The sequence below is a fragment of the Litoribaculum gwangyangense genome (assembly GCF_039543505.1).
In the GTDB taxonomy this organism is placed as follows: Bacteria; Bacteroidota; Bacteroidia; order Flavobacteriales; family Flavobacteriaceae; genus Litoribaculum; species Litoribaculum gwangyangense.
The window spans coordinates 119,350-135,190 of record NZ_BAABJW010000001.1 but is presented as its reverse complement, the minus strand read 5'-3'; the positions used below and the strand labels follow the sequence as shown (position 1 = coordinate 135,190).

The following is a 15,841-nucleotide window of genomic DNA, read 5'->3' as shown; positions in this document are numbered from 1 at the left end:
AACAGAAATGAACGAAGATATAAAAACATTTACCATATCTATTTACACTGAGAACAATATCGGTTTGCTAAATAGAGTATCTGCTATTTTTCAGCGCAGACACATTAATATTGAAAGCTTGACAACCTCGCAATCTGAAATTGAAGGAGTAAACAGGTTTGTAATTGTGGTAAACATTACCGAGTCCCAAGCTAAGAAAATTGTAGGGCAGTTTGAAAAGCAGGTAGAGGTCATCAAAGCTTATTATCATACAGATGATGAAACCATTTATACCGAATCTTGCATGTTCAAAATAAAATCATCTTTACTTTTTGAGGAACCTCAAATTCAAAATATAATTAAAGAAAGCAATACCAGAATTGTAACTGTAAACAAAGAGTTTTTTGTACTTGAAAAGTCAGGTAGACGAAACGAAATAGAATCATTAAGAAGAGATTTAAACGTTTTCGGTATCATGCAATTTGTGCGTGCCGGTCGTATTGCAGTAACCAAAGATGAAATGAAAATAACCGAAATGCTAGTAGCATTTAATAACCAATAATAACTAAAAATTAAAAATGGGAAATTATTTTAACACACTATCGTTAAGAGATAAATTAAACCAATTATCGAAGTGTAGATTTATGGACGCTTCAGAATTTGAAGATGGAGTCAATGCTTTAAAAGGAAAGAAAATTGTCATAGTAGGATGTGGTGCTCAAGGCCTAAACCAAGGCTTAAATATGAGAGATTCTGGATTAGATATCTCTTACACCTTACGCGCAGAGGCTATTGCAGAAAAGCGCAAATCTTATATAAATGCTACAGAAAACGGATTTAATGTAGGGACTTATGAAGCATTGATTCCAACTGCGGATTTAGTTTTAAACTTAACCCCAGATAAACAACATACTAGTGTTATCAATGCGGTTATGCCCTTAATGAAAAAAGGAGCCACATTAAGTTATTCACATGGTTTTAATATTGTTGAGGAAGGCATGCAAATCCGTAAAGATTTAACCGTTATTATGGTGGCTCCAAAATGTCCAGGAACTGAAGTTAGAGAAGAATATAAAAGAGGTTTTGGTGTACCAACATTAATAGCGGTGCATGAAGAAAACGATCCTGAAGGAAAAGGTTGGGCACAAGCAAAAGCATATGCAGCAGCCACTGGAGGTGATAGAGCGGGCGTTTTAGCATCGTCTTTCGTAGCTGAGGTAAAGTCTGATTTAATGGGAGAGCAAACTATATTGTGTGGGTTGTTACAAACAGGATCTATCCTATGTTTTGATAAAATGATTGAAAAAGGTATCGACCCAGGCTATGCTTCAAAATTAATTCAATATGGTTGGGAAACCGTTACAGAAGGTCTTAAATACGGTGGTATAACCAATATGATGGACAGACTTTCAAATCCAGCAAAAATCAAAGCTTTCGAATTGTCTGAAGAATTAAAAGATATCATGCGTCCACTATTCCAAAAACATATGGATGACATTATGGAAGGAAACTTTTCCAAAGGGATGATGGAAGATTGGGCTAACGATGATAAAAAGTTATTGACTTGGAGAGCAGCAACTGCCGAAACTGCTTTTGAAAAAACTCCAGCCGGTAATGTTGATATCTCTGAACAAGAGTATTACGATAATGGTGTGTTAATGGTAGCCATGGTTAGAGCAGGGGTTGAGTTGGCTTTTGAAGCTATGACCGAATCTGGAATTATTGATGCTTCAGCGTATTACGAGTCCTTACACGAAACACCTCTTATTGCAAATACCATTGCCAGACGTAAATTGTATGAGATGAACAGTGTGATCTCTGATACTGCTGAATATGGTTGTTATTTATTCGACCATGCTTGTAAGCCTCTATTAGCAGATTTCATGAAGAAAATCGATACCGATGTTATTGGTAAAGCCTATGCGAAAGATAACGGTAAAGGTGTTGATAACGCAAAACTTATTGAAGTTAATAAAGCCTTAAGAGAACACCCTGTTGAAAAAATAGGAACTTTTTTAAGAGCTTCTATGACTGCCATGAAACCCATAGTTTAAAAAAACTTTTTTATGAATAAGGAAAAAGAAATATATTTTCCTAAACTAGATAAAATTAGAGTAGCTGCCGATACCATTAAAAAAGTATCGGCAGTTACGCCTTTAAGTTTAAGTCCTAGATATTCAAAACAATTTGGGTCTAATATTTTGTTTAAACGAGAAGATCTTCAGCAAGTAAGGTCTTACAAAATTAGAGGGGCATACAATAAAATAAGTTCCTTATCCAAAGAAGAAGCATCAAAAGGAGTGGTTTGTTCAAGTGCTGGTAACCATGCACAGGGAGTCGCTTTATCTTGTAATTTATTAAAGATTAAAGGCACCATCTTCATGCCAGCTCCCACACCAAACCAAAAAATTGAACAAGTAAAAATGTTTGGTGAAGATTATATTGATATTAAATTGGTTGGTGATACCTATGATGATGCCTACCATGCGGCTATGTTAGCATGTGAACAACAAAATCAGGTATTTATACACCCTTTTAATGATAAAAAAGTTATTGAAGGACAAGGAACTATTGGTCTCGAAATATTGGAACAAACCAATCATCCTATTGATTATGTTTTTTTAGCTGTGGGTGGTGGTGGTTTAGCCGCTGGATTATCAACTCTTTTTAAAAGTCTGTCCCCGAATACAAAAATTATAGGTGTGGAACCGGAGGGAGCACCATCCATGTCTGTTTCCATTAGAAATAATAAAAATACTGAGTTAGAGCATATCGAAAAATTTATTGATGGCGCTGCTGTAAAGCGTGTTGGGGATTTAACTTTCCCAATTTGTAAAGCAAACCTACATGATATGATTACAGTTCCTGAAGGTAAGGTATGTGAAACTATTTTAGAGCTTTACAATAAAGACGCCATTGTGGTAGAGCCAGCAGGGGCATTGAGTATATCTGCGCTAGACTTTTATGCTGAAGAAATAAAAGATAAAAACGTTGTTTGTATTGTAAGTGGAAGTAACAATGATATCACCCGTACACCAGAAATTAAAGAACGTGCTTTATTGTACGCTAATTTAAAGCATTATTTTATTGTGAATTTCCCACAGCGTGCCGGTGCTTTAAAGGAATTTGTAGTTGATATTTTAGGAAAAAATGATGATATCACTTATTTTCAATATGCTAAAAAAACAAACCGTGAAAATGGGTCAGCGGTGGTTGGAATTCAATTAAAATCTGCGAATGATTTACAACCACTCATTACAAAAATGAAAACCCATAATTTTTATGGAGATTACCTCAATAATAAACCCGATTTGTTTCAATTTTTGGTGTAAAATGCCCAATAATCAAATTTTATTTCTTTTGTTTTTTTTCGAAAACGTTTGAGTTTTCCACAATTTATTCTCCTTTTATAGTATTGTTAAGGATATGGCATTTTTTTATTCTCAGCTTACTGTTTGCTTCAATTTTAACTAAATAATAAGTATCTTAGCTTTAGTTACATACAACATCCAAACATATGAATTCCACAATAGTAGAAATCCCTCAACAGTATAAAATCACATCCCTTTTACATCAAAAAACCTATTTGGTTGATGGTGAATTAAAAACTTGGAATGGAGAAACCACCGAGGTTTACTCAACCATTTCCTCAACAGAAAATTATCAACCAACATTACTTGGAACCATTCCTAATTTGGGTGAAAATGAAGCCATGGAAACATTAAATTCTGCTTTAAATGCTTATGATAAAGGACAAGGCTTATGGCCAACCATGAAAGTTGAAGCCCGTATTAAATGCATGGAAAAGTTTGTTAAGCAAATGAAAACCAAGCGTGAGGAGGTTGTCAAGCTTTTAATGTGGGAAATTGGTAAAAACCTTCCAGATTCTGAGAAGGAATTTGATAGAACCGTTGATTATATTTATGATACCATAGAAGATTATAAACAGCTGGATAGAAATTCTGCAAAGTTTGAAAAGAATGATGGCGTATATGCCCACATTCGTAGAGGTCCACTGGGAACCGTATTGTGTTTAGGTCCATACAATTACCCACTGAATGAAACCTTTACGCTTTTAATTCCTGCTTTAATTATGGGCAATACGGTTGTTTTTAAACCGGCCAAACATGGAGTTTTATTAATTTCACCTTTAATGGAAGCGTTTCAAAGTAGCTTCCCAAAAGGTGTGGTAAATATCATTTATGGACGTGGCCGAGTTTTGGCCACACCCATTATGCAATCTGGCAAAATTGATGTTTTGGCTCTGATTGGTAATAGTAAGTCTGCGAACACTTTACAATCGGTTCATCCCAAAGGAAATAGATTGCGTATGGTTTTAGGGTTGGAAGCAAAAAACCCAGCCATTGTTTTACCAGATGCGGATTTAGATTTGGCTGTAAGCGAGTGTATTGCAGGAACCTTATCTTTTAACGGACAACGTTGTACAGCTTTAAAAGTGCTATATGTTCATGATTCTCTAGTCGACGAATTTAATAAGCGCTTTTCAGCTAAAGTAGATGCTCTTAAATTTGGAAATCCATGGGAAGAAGGCGTGAAATTAACACCACTTCCTGAATCAGATAAACCTGCATATATTCAAGAGTTGATTGACGATGCTAAAGAAAAAGGAGCTAATATTCTAAATGAAAAAGGAGGTAAAACATCAGAAAACTTTATTTTTCCAGCAGTATTGTATCCCGTAAGTAAGGATATGAGAGTTTATCAAGAAGAACAATTTGGGCCTGTCGTTCCAATTATATCTTTTAAAAATATAGATGAACCTTTAGATGATATGGCAGAATCTAACTATGGGCAACAAGTAAGTTTGTTTGGCAAAAATGTAAACACATTAGCGCCTTTAATTGATACATTAGTTAACTTAGTTTGTAGAGTAAATTTAAACAGTTCTTGTCAACGTGGTCCCGATGTATACCCTTTCACAGGAAGGAAAGATTCTGCTTATGGCACATTAAGTGTGCATGATGCTTTAAGATCATTTTCAATAAGAACATTTGTGGCTTCTAAAGATAATGAGTACAATAAAGCCATATTAAATGAACTTCTTGACAAAAAAATATCTAACTTTATAAGCACTGATTATATATTATAACATTAAAACATTTTAACATGAAAATTATTAGAACTCAATTACTATACCTTTTATTAGCAACGTTAATTTTTAATTGTGGTGGTAAAAAAGAGGAAAAGAAAGAGGGGTTTACTTATGAAAAAAGCAATGAACCTGAAAAGGCAGATGTAGATGAGGATGTTAATGTTGCTAACATTGTTATTACGGGTAATGATTTAATGCAATTTAATATCAAAGAAATTAAAGTTAAAGCAGGTCAAAACGTAAAATTAACTTTAAGACATATTGGAAAACTTGATGTAAACGTTATGGGGCATAATGTAGTTATTTTAAAACAAGGTGTAAATCTTACTGAATTTGCTGCCAAAGCTGCTGTTGAAAGAGATAATAAATACATACCAAAAGCAACTCAAGATGTTATTGCTCATACAGATCTTATTGGTGGAGGACAAGTAACATCTATTGAGTTTGATGCTCCAGAACCAGGAGTATATGATTTTTTATGTAGTTTTCCAGGTCATTCAGGTTTAATGAAAGGAAAATTTATTGTGGAATAAACTTAAAAAATTTATTTAAAGAGCCTCAAAAGCATTATGTTTTTGAGGCTTTTATTTTTTTAGATCTTGTAATTCAGTTTTAATAAAGTACCTCTCGGGAGCACTGGAACCACAACAAAGCTAGCATCCGGGTTGGCCTGAATAAACTCTGGGGTAGCACCATTGGCATTAGCGCCAAAACTGTTTTCCCCAAAAAAATTAGCTAAGCCTTCAGAGTTAAAAAGATTGTTGACTAATAAATTTGCCGATAATTTTTCATTTATTTCATATCCAAGACCTAAATTAAAAATGCTATATGCTGGAAGTTTAAATCCGTTAGCAACATTTCCCTCACGTTTTCCCATAAATTGCCATTTAAAAAACGCACTTATTTTATTTTTTTGATATTCATTACTGAAGTTAAACATTAATCTAGGATTAAAAGGTAGTGTGTTTCCTGAGAAATCTTCAATAGTATCATCACTGATATCAACAGATTCTGCGGCATTATAAATTTTCCATTCTGTTGCTTTTGGTTTTTGTATAATACCATTAAAACGAAAAGCAAAATTTTCGATTGGTGTAAAAACACTTTCCCATTCTAGGCCAATTGTTCTGGAAGTGTTAAATTGAATAGGAGTGTAAAAAACACTATTATTGTCAGAATCAAATTCAAAATTAGCGATTCCGATATTATTTAATTCACTCCAAAAAGCGGTTGTTGTAAATGAAAAATCTTTAAGGTTATATTTAGAGCCTATTTCCAATTGAGTTATTTTTTGAACAGCTCCTTCTTGATTTATTGGAACATTTGAAAAATTATTAAAATAATAGTTTAGTTCAGGAGCCTTATTTCCTTGTGAAAACCTAGTGAAAATTGCAGCTTCTTCATTTATCTTATAGTTTATACCTCCTGAAAAAGATACATAGTTGTAGGTGTAGTTAAAGTTGTCTTTTTGCCCAGTTGAAGCTAAAATACCATTATCATATGCGGTATTATTATTTCCATCGAAACCTCCATTTTGTGCAAACGGTGCGAAACGATCTTTACTTCCTTTATGTTTAATGGACTCATATCGAACACCTAAATCCAGGTGGATATTATCAGAAATTTTCCATCTGTCATTAATAAAAGTAGCAAGTTGACTTACTTTTGCTTCAGCATTAACAAAAAACAATCCCCCATAATTACTCAAACCGTTTGCATCAGACAAAGCAATTACAGGGTCTCCAGGATTCTCAAGGGTAACTTGTAACATTCTGGGGTTGGGTTCATAAGTTACATAAGCAAAAGTGCCTTGAGTGAACATAGATGTATCTGACAAGCCTAAAGAAAAGCCAGTTGTTATATCGTGGTTTTTGTACTCTTTTCTTAAGGTAAATTGGTTCATTAATTCATCGGCCGTATTGTCTTTATACCAAGCTGAGGTTCCCATTATGGCATCATTTGGTAAGGTTCCTTGTCCTAGGTATTGTATAGATTGGCCTGATAAAATGCCTGAATTATTTATTCTAGCCAATTCTTCACCAGATTGTGTGTCTCGAAAAACAACCTGTCCTATTGGAAAATCTGCGCCACTAATAAAATAAGCCAAGGGATTATTAAGAGAAACAAACGCATTACTTATTGAGGTTTGCCAGTTGGCATTTTTAGCTGAAACTTTTATGTTATTTTTTATAGACCAGTTGTTTCCTAAATCTTGGGAAACATCAAAACCAAAGGCAAGGTCTCTTGCATAGACACCTTGAGAGGGATCAAAACTATTTGTGCTTCCATTGTTTAAGGATCTTCCATCAGGAATATTTCCCGAAAAACCAGGCATTAATAAAGATGTCGAATTAAAATCTTGACCAAAAGCAGGAGTAGGGTTATCCCAATTAGTAGCGGCAACACCCGTCCATCTATTGGTATAATCATCTAAAATTTTGCCATAAAACTTTAGGTAGCCTCTTTCATTTTTTTTAATAACATTAAATCTAAATTGCCCACCTTTACTAAAAGTGAAATTTGTATTTCTTGCACCTTCATCATGTCTGTAATGTCCACCAGCATTTATATACCAATTATTTCCTAATGAACCGCCAAAATTAGCATCAACTTTAAATAGTGCGTTTTCCTCACCTTGTAATCCACCAGATATTTGAACTTCTCCTCCAAAATCATCACGAATACCATGAGATATAAAGTTAAAAATCCCACCAGGTGCATTAAGTGCTGTAATTGATGAACTTCCACCCCTTATGGCTTCAACGGTTTTAGTTGTTAAATCCACGCGATGGAATAGATCTGGACTATAATAGGAATGTTGAACTAAACTCACAGGAAGTCCATCCTCTTGAAGTGATACATAGTACCAACCCATATCATCCTCAGCAGATGCTGAAATACCTCTATTATAAACTTTTGTAAAAACTTCTCCTGCAGAGGCATCTATAAAAGTACCCGGAATATTTTGTAACAAACTTGCGGTTCCTTGAGGAAACGTTTGCTGAATAGTTTTTGAGTTTAGTACGCTAACTGATGTGGTTGATTCTAATTGTATTCTAGGGTCGAACGTACCAGTAACAACCACGCTTTGCAGGTTTAATAAATCTTCCTCTAGTATAAATGTATATGTTTCATTTATTTCTTTAACATCTATACTTTCATTTATTGTTTTATATCCTAAGTAGGTTATTTCTATGATATAATTTCCCTTAGGTAAATTTTGTATTTTAAAATCTCCATCAGAATTTGAAATGCTATAAAAACTTGTAGAAATTAAAGAAATTGCAGCTCCTTCAAGAGGTTGGTTCTTCATATTTTTCACATTTCCAGTCAAGGAAGATTGAGCTGATAAAAATAATGATGAAAACACAAAAATTAGAAATAGTAGTTTAACTTTATTCATAATAAAAATGGGGTAATAAACTGTTAAAATTATTTACAAGTGGCAAATTTATAAAATATTATTAAGAAGTTAGCCATGCATCATTGACTCAAAAAATAAGTACTAAATCATAAATATCTTAGATTTATCAAAGTATTATTCTTAAAAGTGATAGTAGATTTATTAAATTTGGATATAAAACAAACTAAGATGAAGAAGTTTATAAATATTTTACTATTTGTATTATTTGCCTTGTTTGCAGTATTTCAATTAAATGACCCAGACCCTTTGCATTGGTTTTTGATTTATGGATGTGTAGCTTTGATTTCTTTTATTGCCATTTTCAAGAAATTACCAAAGCCTTTAATTTTAGTTGTAGTTTTAGGGATATTAATCTATTCTGAATTTTATGTTCAATATTTTTTTGAATGGTTACAAATTGAAAATAAATCAGAGGTTTTTGGTGAAATGATTTATGAAAAACCATACCTAGAGGGAACAAGAGAATTTTTGGGCTTAGTTCTAGCAGCCATAGCCTTAATGTTTCAATTAAAAAATTAAAAACGAGGCTAAGATTAAATTCCCAATGTCCAACCCTCTCGATATTTTCGCCTTACAAATTGATTAGCCGCTTCAAAATTTGTTATTTTCATATTGGCACCATCCCACAGTAATTTTTTTCGTCCAGGGTACACAAATCTATTATTATTAGTTTCTTCTCTAAGGTTATAACTTCTAATAGCGAGATTACCCATTAAAATAGATTCGGTTAAAGGTCCAGCAAAATCGAAAGAAGAGGTTAGTGCTTTATGAGCTTCACTTCCAAATCCTGCTTTACAGGCTTCCACCCATTGCATGTGGTGACCGTTTTCTGGTAATTTATTATCTTCTTTTGTTTCTTTATTTTCAGCAAGAATAAGTTCGCCAGAATTCAAATAAATTTTCGGTTTTCTGCCATAAGTGCCGCAAGTCATTATGCCTTTTTCGCCTATCATAATAACACCATTTGAACTGTCGTCATCACCAATAGGATGATCTGCTGGAATTAGGTCTGGATGAAATGGACGCAATCCGCCGTCAGTCCAATTTAGTTTCACGAAAGAAAGATTTTTTTCTGTAGCTTCAAATTTTAATTGTGTTCTTGATGATGGAGGACATGATTCAGGATAATAATCTGGTGTCCAATCTTGAGTGAATATGGAGCCTACACTACTTTCAACTTCAGTAGGGTAACCCAATCCTAAAACTCTGTAAGGGGGATCCATTAAATGACAGCCCATGTCACCAAGAGCACCAGTTCCAAAATTCCACCATCCACGCCATTTAAAAGGATGGTATAATGGATGATAATCTACCCACTTTGCAGGTCCTACCCATGTGTCCCAATCTAAATTATCTAAAATGCTGGGTTTGTCAGTGGGAGTTTTTATGCCTTGAGGCCAAACAGGTCTATTAGTCCAAACATCTACTTGGTTTACAGTACCAATAATTCCAGAATCAAACCAATCAATCATAGTCTGTACGCCCTTTCCTGAAGCACCTTGATTTCCCATTTGGGTAACAATTTGGTATTTATTCGCAGCCTCGGTAAGGACTCTGGCCTCATGAATATTATGTGTTAATGGTTTTTGTACATAAACATCTTTATTTAATTGCATAGCGGCTAGAGTTATTACCGCGTGGGTATGATCTGGTGTTGATACAGTAACAGCATCAATCTCATTCATATCTTCTAATAGTTTTCTGTAGTCTTTAAATTGTTTGGCTTTTGGAAATTGTGTAAAAGCATTAGCCGCTCTATTCCAGTCTACATCACAAATGGCTGCAATATTTGATGTACCGTTGTTCCAAACATTCATCATATCTGAATAGCCTTTCCCTCCCGCACCTATAACTGCAATGTTTAATTTATCACTAGGAGCTATAAACCCTTTTCCCATAACATGGCGCGGGATGATTGAAATCCCTATGGTTGCTAATGAAGTTTTTCTAATAAAGGATCGTCTGCCATTAGGATTGCTATTTTTTATCATGATTTATTTTTAAAAATTATCGGAAATTTTATAGGCTTCAATCACATTTAATTCACCTTTTATACCATTTATGGAGTTACCATGCTCCATTCCTAATAGACCTTTATATCCCCTGGAGTGAATAAATTTAAAAATATTATTGTAATTTATTTCGCCTGTTGTAGGTTCTTTACGACCAGGATTGTCGCCAATTTGGAAATAAGCAATTTCATCCCAACAACTATCGATATTTGGGATTAAGTTTCCTTCTTGTATTTGCTGGTGGTATATGTCGAATAGTATTTTGCACGAGGGCGAATTAACGGCTTTACATATTTGGAATGCTTGTGGGGAACGACTAAGAAACAAACCAGGATGGTTATGGAAGTTTAAGGGTTCTAATACCATGGTTAGTTCGTGCGGTTCTAAAATAGCAGAGGCTTGTTTTAATGTTTCGATAACATTTTGGGTTTGAAAGTCCATATTTAAACTTAAGTCAACAAACCCAGGAACAACAGTCATCCATTTGGCATTGATACGTTTTGCAACCTCTACTGATTCTTCAATCTCTTTTAAAAAAGCTTCGCGGATATCTATTTTACCAGTAGTAAGGGTAGGTTCTTTCCAATAAATGGTGTGTGCCACAAAAACACCCATTTTCATGCCTCTATCATGGATAGTTTTTGCAATTTCTTCTTGTGTTTTAATAGAACGATTCTTCATGTTGTTGTCTTCAAACGCTCTAAAACCTTGATCGGCCATGAAGTTTAATTGATTGATGGGGTCATCACCAGCATGATTTTTAAACATACCTAAATGAGGGGCGTAATTTAATTTGAAGCTGTAAGGGTTTAATGATTTTGGTTTTTTTATTAAAGATAATGCTTGTACAGACATACCTAAACCCATTATAGAGGCGGCGGTTCCTTTTTTTATGAATGATCGTCTTTGCATATTTAAAGAATCAAGTTTATAATTCCAAAATCTCAATATTTCTAAATTCAACAGGATGGCTTTCACTTTGTAATGAAATATAGCCACTAGTTAGTGATTGTCCTGCTTTAGCTTGAATATCTTCTGAAGAATCATCCAAAAACAGACCACCAATGGTTGGGTTAGAATATGAAATTACAGGTATTCCTTCAATATAATGTGTTATAGAACCATTATTAACAACTGCTTCTGCCATTATCCATTCTTCACCATAATAGGTTTTACAATTTGCAGTAATACAATGTTCTGTAATTAATTCTCCATTTATTTCAACATGAGTTCCTGGTGTGCAAATGTTTCCTGTTGGTCTTGGCTCATTTTCATTGAGGCCACCAAGCAGTTGAAATTCTAATGAAAGTGGAAATCCTTGATTTTTTAACATACTTTCTGGTGATTGACAATGTAACATGATACCACTATTTTTTGTTGCCCAAGCTTTCCCTCCTTTAACTTGATTGCCAACAAACCTATATTGCAGTCTTAATTTGTAATTGGAAAAAGGGGTTTTGTAAAAAATATGCCCATACTCATTAGTGAAGTTTTCATAATTATCGTAAGATACTTTTAGGACACCATTTTCAGCCCTAAAGGTTTCATTATAATTATCATTCAATTCAAAGCCATTGATTTTAACAAGCCAACCCTCCAAATTTTCCCCATTGAATAAAGATTGCCAATTTTCGGTAATTTTTTCTTGAGTAGTTTCGGTTTCAATATTTTTTTTCGAATTATTTTTACAACTAAAGCCTGTGGCTAAAGCTACTGCGATAATTATAATTGAATAATTTTTCATTTTACAGAGAATAAGATTTTCCACCCGTCAATTCTTGTAAATCTCCACAATAGTACTGCGAAGGAACAGGGTCATAAACCAATACGTTTTCTCCTATTTGCTCGGTTGTTAAGTAAGCATTGATGGTCATCCACTTTAAACCGTTTAAAAACTCAGATTTAGTCAATTCCAAGGATTCAAGATTAGCTTCTCTTTCCTCATCAATTTCGTCTTTAACTAGCATATGTTTGTCTAATAAAACTTTATAGTCTTCAATAGTAACTTTTTCAATGCTTTCCTCTGAATTTGGTTTTAACATTGTTATCAAATTAGAAAAGGCATTTTTATATTTAGCTTGATCTTCAGCATCAAGAACTTCATTCATATACTTATCAATAAATTGAGGTACGTTTAATTCTGTTGCTGATGGTAATCCTTCAGTTTTGGGTAAAATAATATCCGCTATTTTGGTTAAGGCTATGCCTTGGTCTTGGCTTAAAAACTCTGGAACCCAAGTTTTAACATCGCTTGTGCAACTTTGTAATAAACTAACTATGGTTGGGGTTGCAACAAAAAAGCCAGTTGCTAAACCTAAATTTTTTAATGCATCTCTTCTTTTCATCTGTTTATATTTAATGCTATTAGGTGTTATTTTTTTTAAGTTGTTCTGCGGCATGGTTTGCTGCTCTAGCTGTAAAAGCCATATAGCCCAAAGATGGGTTGTGGCAAGCGGCTGATGTCATAAAAGCACCATCGGTAACATATACATTGGTACAAGCATGTATTTGATTGTATTTATTTAAAACAGATGTTTTTGGATCATGTCCCATCCTAGCCGTTCCCATTTCATGTATACCGAGCCCCATTGCTCTTTTTTCGGCCAAATCATAACCTTCAACATCTTTAAATCCAGCCGCTTCTAGCATTTTAACGGCTTGCTCTCTCATGTCTTTACGCATTGCTAATTCATTTTCACCAAAATCGGCATCAAAGGTTACGGTTGGTAAACCCCATTCATCAAGCTTGTTATAATCTAAATACATTCTATTTTTATGGTCGGGTAAGGTCTCTCCAAAACCTAGTAGGTTTACATTCCATTCTCCAGGTTTTAAGATTTCTTCTTTTAACTTTGGACCATATTTTAATTCTGCAACCAATTCGGATATGTCTGATCTTGTTGCACCTCCCTGATACCCATAACCTCTCTTGAATTCTTTCACATCTGTTATTCCACCTAGATTTCTAAATCTTGGGATATACAAACCATTGGCCCTTCTTCCTTTATTGATTTTATCTTCAAACCCTTCAGCTTTAGCTCTAGCTCCAACATGAAAATGATGATCCATAATATTATGTCCCAATTCACCGCTGTCATTGCCTAAGCCATTGGGAAAACGTTCAGATTTTGATTGTAATAATATAGCGGCCGAGGCTATAGCAGATGCACATAAGAAAATTACTTTTGCTTTAAATTCAAAAACTTCTTTAGTTTCTGCATCAATTACTTTGACTCCAGTTGCTTTTTTTGTAGTGTCATCATAAATGATTTCATGGACAATGGAATTGGGTCTCAAGGTCATATTACCTGTGGCTTCAGCAACGGGCAGTGTAGATGAATTACTACTAAAGTAGGCACCAAAAGGGCAGCCTCTCGCACATCGGTTTCTATACTGGCAAGTGCTTCTTCCTAATCCTGGTTTTGAGCCTTCTGTTATATGAGCCGTCCTTCCAATGGTTAATAATCTACCGTCATCAAAACTTTCAGCTATTTTTGTTTTTAATTCTTCCTCTACGCAATTTAAATTCATTGGTTTGAGAAGTTTTTGATCTGGCAATTGTTTTAGACCTAAATTTTCTCCACTAACACCAATAAATTCTTCAACTTTATCATACCAAGGTTCAATATCTTTATATCGCACAGGCCAATCTACAGCAATACCTTCTTTAAGGTTAGCCTCAAAATCAATATCACTTAATCTATAACTTTGTCTACCCCACATCAATGAGCGACCACCAACATGATAACCTCTAATCCAGTCAAAACGTCTGTCTTCATTATATGGATGTTTCATATCGTCTACAAAAAAGTGTTCAGTTTCAGGTCTGGTCACATATCCTGTTCGGTGCTGTTTAGGCTTACGTTCTTTAACCTCTTTGGTGGCAACGTTACCATTAGGAAAATCCCAAGGATCCATATTGGCAGTTGGATAATCTTCAATATGTTTTACCATTCTTCCTCTTTCCAGAACAAGGGTTTTTAATCCATTTTCACAAAGTTCTTTGGCAGCCCATCCACCTGAGATACCCGTTCCAACAACAATGGCATCATATTCATTCAAAAGTTCAGATTTGTTATCCATTTTTTAAAAAGAAGTTAAATTTAGATGTTAGATTTAATTGTCTTAAAAAAGTTAAGTGCGACAAAATAGTAAAAGAAATTCATAACCTTTTTTTTCAATCTTGATATTATTGTTTAACAACAGCGAAAACGTTTTAGACAATCATTAATTGCTTTTTTTTATTAAGATGTTTAAATACGAGGTTAAAAATTAATACTTTTCAATAAATTTATATAATATTTTAAGAATATCGTTATGGCTTATCCAAAATTTCTAAAAATAGGTACTTTTGTTTTTATACTAAGTTCCGTGTTTATCTTTATTTCTTGTAAAAATGAATCAAAAAAGGAAAAAATGAATGAAGATAAAGCTTTGAAGATGGAATCTAATCCATTTTTTAAACTCTCATTAGCTCAATGGTCACTACACAGAACCTTTAATGATAAAGGTGTTAGCCCTTTTAAATTTGCTGAAATGGCCAAAGACATGGGCTTTGAGGGTATAGAGTATGTGAGTCAGATTTATTTAGATCAAATTAAGGAATTAGGTTTTGATAAAGTTATAGACTCTTTAAAAGTAATGAGTGACATAAACAGTATTACTAACGTTTTGATAATGGTCGACAATGAGGGAGATATAGCTAACCCCGATGAAGAAGCACGTAATAAAGCTGTTGAAAACCATATGAAGTGGGTTAATGCTGCTCAAAAGCTGGGTTGCCATTCTATTCGTGTAAATACATTTGGAACAAACGATTATGATGTATGGAAAGTTACAGTTGTTGATGGTTTGAAAAAATTATCAGAATATGCGACTACTAAAAATATTAATATTTTATGTGAAAATCATGGTTGGTTATCATCGGATGCCCCAAAATTAATGGAGGCCATTAAAGAAGTGAATATGAGTAATTGTGGCACATTGCCAGATTTTGGGAATTGGTGTATTAAACGTAAAGAAGGTGCTCAATGGGGAGAATGTGAAGAAGAATTCTCGGATAAATATAAAGGGATTCAAATGATGCTAACTAATGCGAAGGCTGTAAGTGCCAAATCTTACGATTTTGATGATATAGGAAATGAAACTACTTTAGATTATCCAAGAATTATAAGTATGGTTAAAGATTCCGGTTATGAAAGTTTTATTGGTGTGGAGTATGAAGGTAAGCGTTTAAATGAAAAAGATGGTATATTGGCTACGAAAGCCCTTTTATTAAACTCGGTAAAAGGTTTAAATTAAATAAATTCAGTA

At 33.9% G+C, this 15,841-nt stretch carries 13 protein-coding genes; 7 read left to right on the top strand and 6 right to left on the bottom strand.

Annotated elements, in window-relative coordinates; genetic code table 11:
• Window positions 1–7: 7 nt before the first annotated feature.
• The 5 genes from ilvN (at window position 8) to azu (ending at window position 5,625) form a co-directional block, all read left to right on the top strand.
• A complete protein-coding gene (ilvN, locus tag ABD963_RS00570) occupies window positions 8–541 on the top strand; it encodes an acetolactate synthase small subunit (RefSeq protein ID WP_345274993.1) in 534 nt (177 codons plus the stop codon).
• 16 nt (window positions 542–557) lie between these two features.
• The gene (gene ilvC / locus ABD963_RS00565; protein WP_345274992.1) at window positions 558–2,033 is read left to right on the top strand and encodes a ketol-acid reductoisomerase; all 1,476 of its coding nucleotides are present in this window, start codon (window positions 558–560) and stop codon (window positions 2,031–2,033) included.
• A gap of 12 nt (window positions 2,034–2,045) precedes the next feature.
• Window positions 2,046–3,311 (top strand): threonine ammonia-lyase IlvA, encoded by a 1,266-nt coding sequence (gene ilvA, locus ABD963_RS00560; protein ID WP_345274991.1) that lies wholly within the window; start codon window positions 2,046–2,048, stop codon window positions 3,309–3,311.
• A gap of 185 nt (window positions 3,312–3,496) precedes the next feature.
• Entirely contained in the window at window positions 3,497–5,089 is a 1,593-nt protein-coding gene (locus tag ABD963_RS00555; RefSeq protein ID WP_345274990.1) for an NADP-dependent glyceraldehyde-3-phosphate dehydrogenase, read from the top strand.
• Window positions 5,090–5,106: 17 nt separating this feature from the next.
• The gene (gene azu / locus ABD963_RS00550) at window positions 5,107–5,625 is read left to right on the top strand and encodes an azurin (RefSeq protein WP_345274989.1); all 519 of its coding nucleotides are present in this window, start codon (window positions 5,107–5,109) and stop codon (window positions 5,623–5,625) included.
• Between the two features lie 59 nt (window positions 5,626–5,684).
• On the opposite strand, the gene ABD963_RS00545 is transcribed toward azu, so the two are convergent.
• Window positions 5,685–8,495 carry a TonB-dependent receptor gene (locus ABD963_RS00545; RefSeq protein ID WP_345274988.1) on the bottom strand — a complete coding sequence of 937 codons (2,811 nt, stop codon included), beginning with the start codon at window positions 8,493–8,495 and terminating at the stop codon, window positions 5,685–5,687.
• A gap of 189 nt (window positions 8,496–8,684) precedes the next feature.
• Between ABD963_RS00545 and ABD963_RS00540 the strand changes: the two genes are divergently transcribed.
• Window positions 8,685–9,035 (top strand): transmembrane 220 family protein, encoded by a 351-nt coding sequence (locus ABD963_RS00540; RefSeq protein ID WP_345274987.1) that lies wholly within the window; start codon window positions 8,685–8,687, stop codon window positions 9,033–9,035.
• A 14-nt stretch (window positions 9,036–9,049) separates the two neighbouring features.
• On the opposite strand, the gene ABD963_RS00535 is transcribed toward ABD963_RS00540, so the two are convergent.
• The 5 genes from ABD963_RS00535 to ABD963_RS00515 are packed head-to-tail and all read right to left on the bottom strand — an operon-like array spanning window position 9,050 to window position 14,611.
• Window positions 9,050–10,507: a Gfo/Idh/MocA family protein gene (locus ABD963_RS00535; protein ID WP_345274986.1), complete on the bottom strand. Its 1,458-nt coding sequence runs from the start codon at window positions 10,505–10,507 to the stop codon at window positions 9,050–9,052.
• Between the two features lie 9 nt (window positions 10,508–10,516).
• On the bottom strand, window positions 10,517–11,440 hold the full coding sequence (locus tag ABD963_RS00530; protein ID WP_345274985.1) for a hydroxypyruvate isomerase family protein: 924 nt from the start codon (window positions 11,438–11,440) through the stop codon (window positions 10,517–10,519).
• Window positions 11,441–11,456: 16 nt separating this feature from the next.
• The gene (locus ABD963_RS00525; protein WP_345274984.1) at window positions 11,457–12,272 is read right to left on the bottom strand and encodes a 3-keto-disaccharide hydrolase; all 816 of its coding nucleotides are present in this window, start codon (window positions 12,270–12,272) and stop codon (window positions 11,457–11,459) included.
• Window position 12,273: 1 nt separating this feature from the next.
• Window positions 12,274–12,873: a gluconate 2-dehydrogenase subunit 3 family protein gene (locus ABD963_RS00520; RefSeq protein ID WP_345274983.1), complete on the bottom strand. Its 600-nt coding sequence runs from the start codon at window positions 12,871–12,873 to the stop codon at window positions 12,274–12,276.
• Window positions 12,874–12,892: 19 nt separating this feature from the next.
• A complete protein-coding gene (locus ABD963_RS00515) occupies window positions 12,893–14,611 on the bottom strand; it encodes a GMC oxidoreductase (RefSeq protein WP_345274982.1) in 1,719 nt (572 codons plus the stop codon).
• A 333-nt stretch (window positions 14,612–14,944) separates the two neighbouring features.
• Here ABD963_RS00515 and ABD963_RS00510 point away from each other — a divergent pair, with 333 nt between their 5' ends.
• Entirely contained in the window at window positions 14,945–15,829 is an 885-nt protein-coding gene (locus ABD963_RS00510) for a sugar phosphate isomerase/epimerase family protein (RefSeq protein WP_345274981.1), read from the top strand.
• The last annotated feature ends 12 nt before the right edge of the window (window positions 15,830–15,841 follow it).

Coding starts and splice junctions, on each gene's coding strand:
- ilvN (WP_345274993.1), top strand. CDS start 8: ATGAACGAAGATATAAAAACATTTACCATATCTATTTACACTGAGAAC.
- ilvC (WP_345274992.1), top strand. CDS start 558: ATGGGAAATTATTTTAACACACTATCGTTAAGAGATAAATTAAACCAA.
- ilvA (WP_345274991.1), top strand. CDS start 2,046: ATGAATAAGGAAAAAGAAATATATTTTCCTAAACTAGATAAAATTAGA.
- ABD963_RS00555 (WP_345274990.1), top strand. CDS start 3,497: ATGAATTCCACAATAGTAGAAATCCCTCAACAGTATAAAATCACATCC.
- azu (WP_345274989.1), top strand. CDS start 5,107: ATGAAAATTATTAGAACTCAATTACTATACCTTTTATTAGCAACGTTA.
- ABD963_RS00545 (WP_345274988.1), bottom strand. CDS start 8,495: ATGAATAAAGTTAAACTACTATTTCTAATTTTTGTGTTTTCATCATTA.
- ABD963_RS00540 (WP_345274987.1), top strand. CDS start 8,685: ATGAAGAAGTTTATAAATATTTTACTATTTGTATTATTTGCCTTGTTT.
- ABD963_RS00535 (WP_345274986.1), bottom strand. CDS start 10,507: ATGATAAAAAATAGCAATCCTAATGGCAGACGATCCTTTATTAGAAAA.
- ABD963_RS00530 (WP_345274985.1), bottom strand. CDS start 11,440: ATGCAAAGACGATCATTCATAAAAAAAGGAACCGCCGCCTCTATAATG.
- ABD963_RS00525 (WP_345274984.1), bottom strand. CDS start 12,272: ATGAAAAATTATTCAATTATAATTATCGCAGTAGCTTTAGCCACAGGC.
- ABD963_RS00520 (WP_345274983.1), bottom strand. CDS start 12,873: ATGAAAAGAAGAGATGCATTAAAAAATTTAGGTTTAGCAACTGGCTTT.
- ABD963_RS00515 (WP_345274982.1), bottom strand. CDS start 14,611: ATGGATAACAAATCTGAACTTTTGAATGAATATGATGCCATTGTTGTT.
- ABD963_RS00510 (WP_345274981.1), top strand. CDS start 14,945: ATGAATGAAGATAAAGCTTTGAAGATGGAATCTAATCCATTTTTTAAA.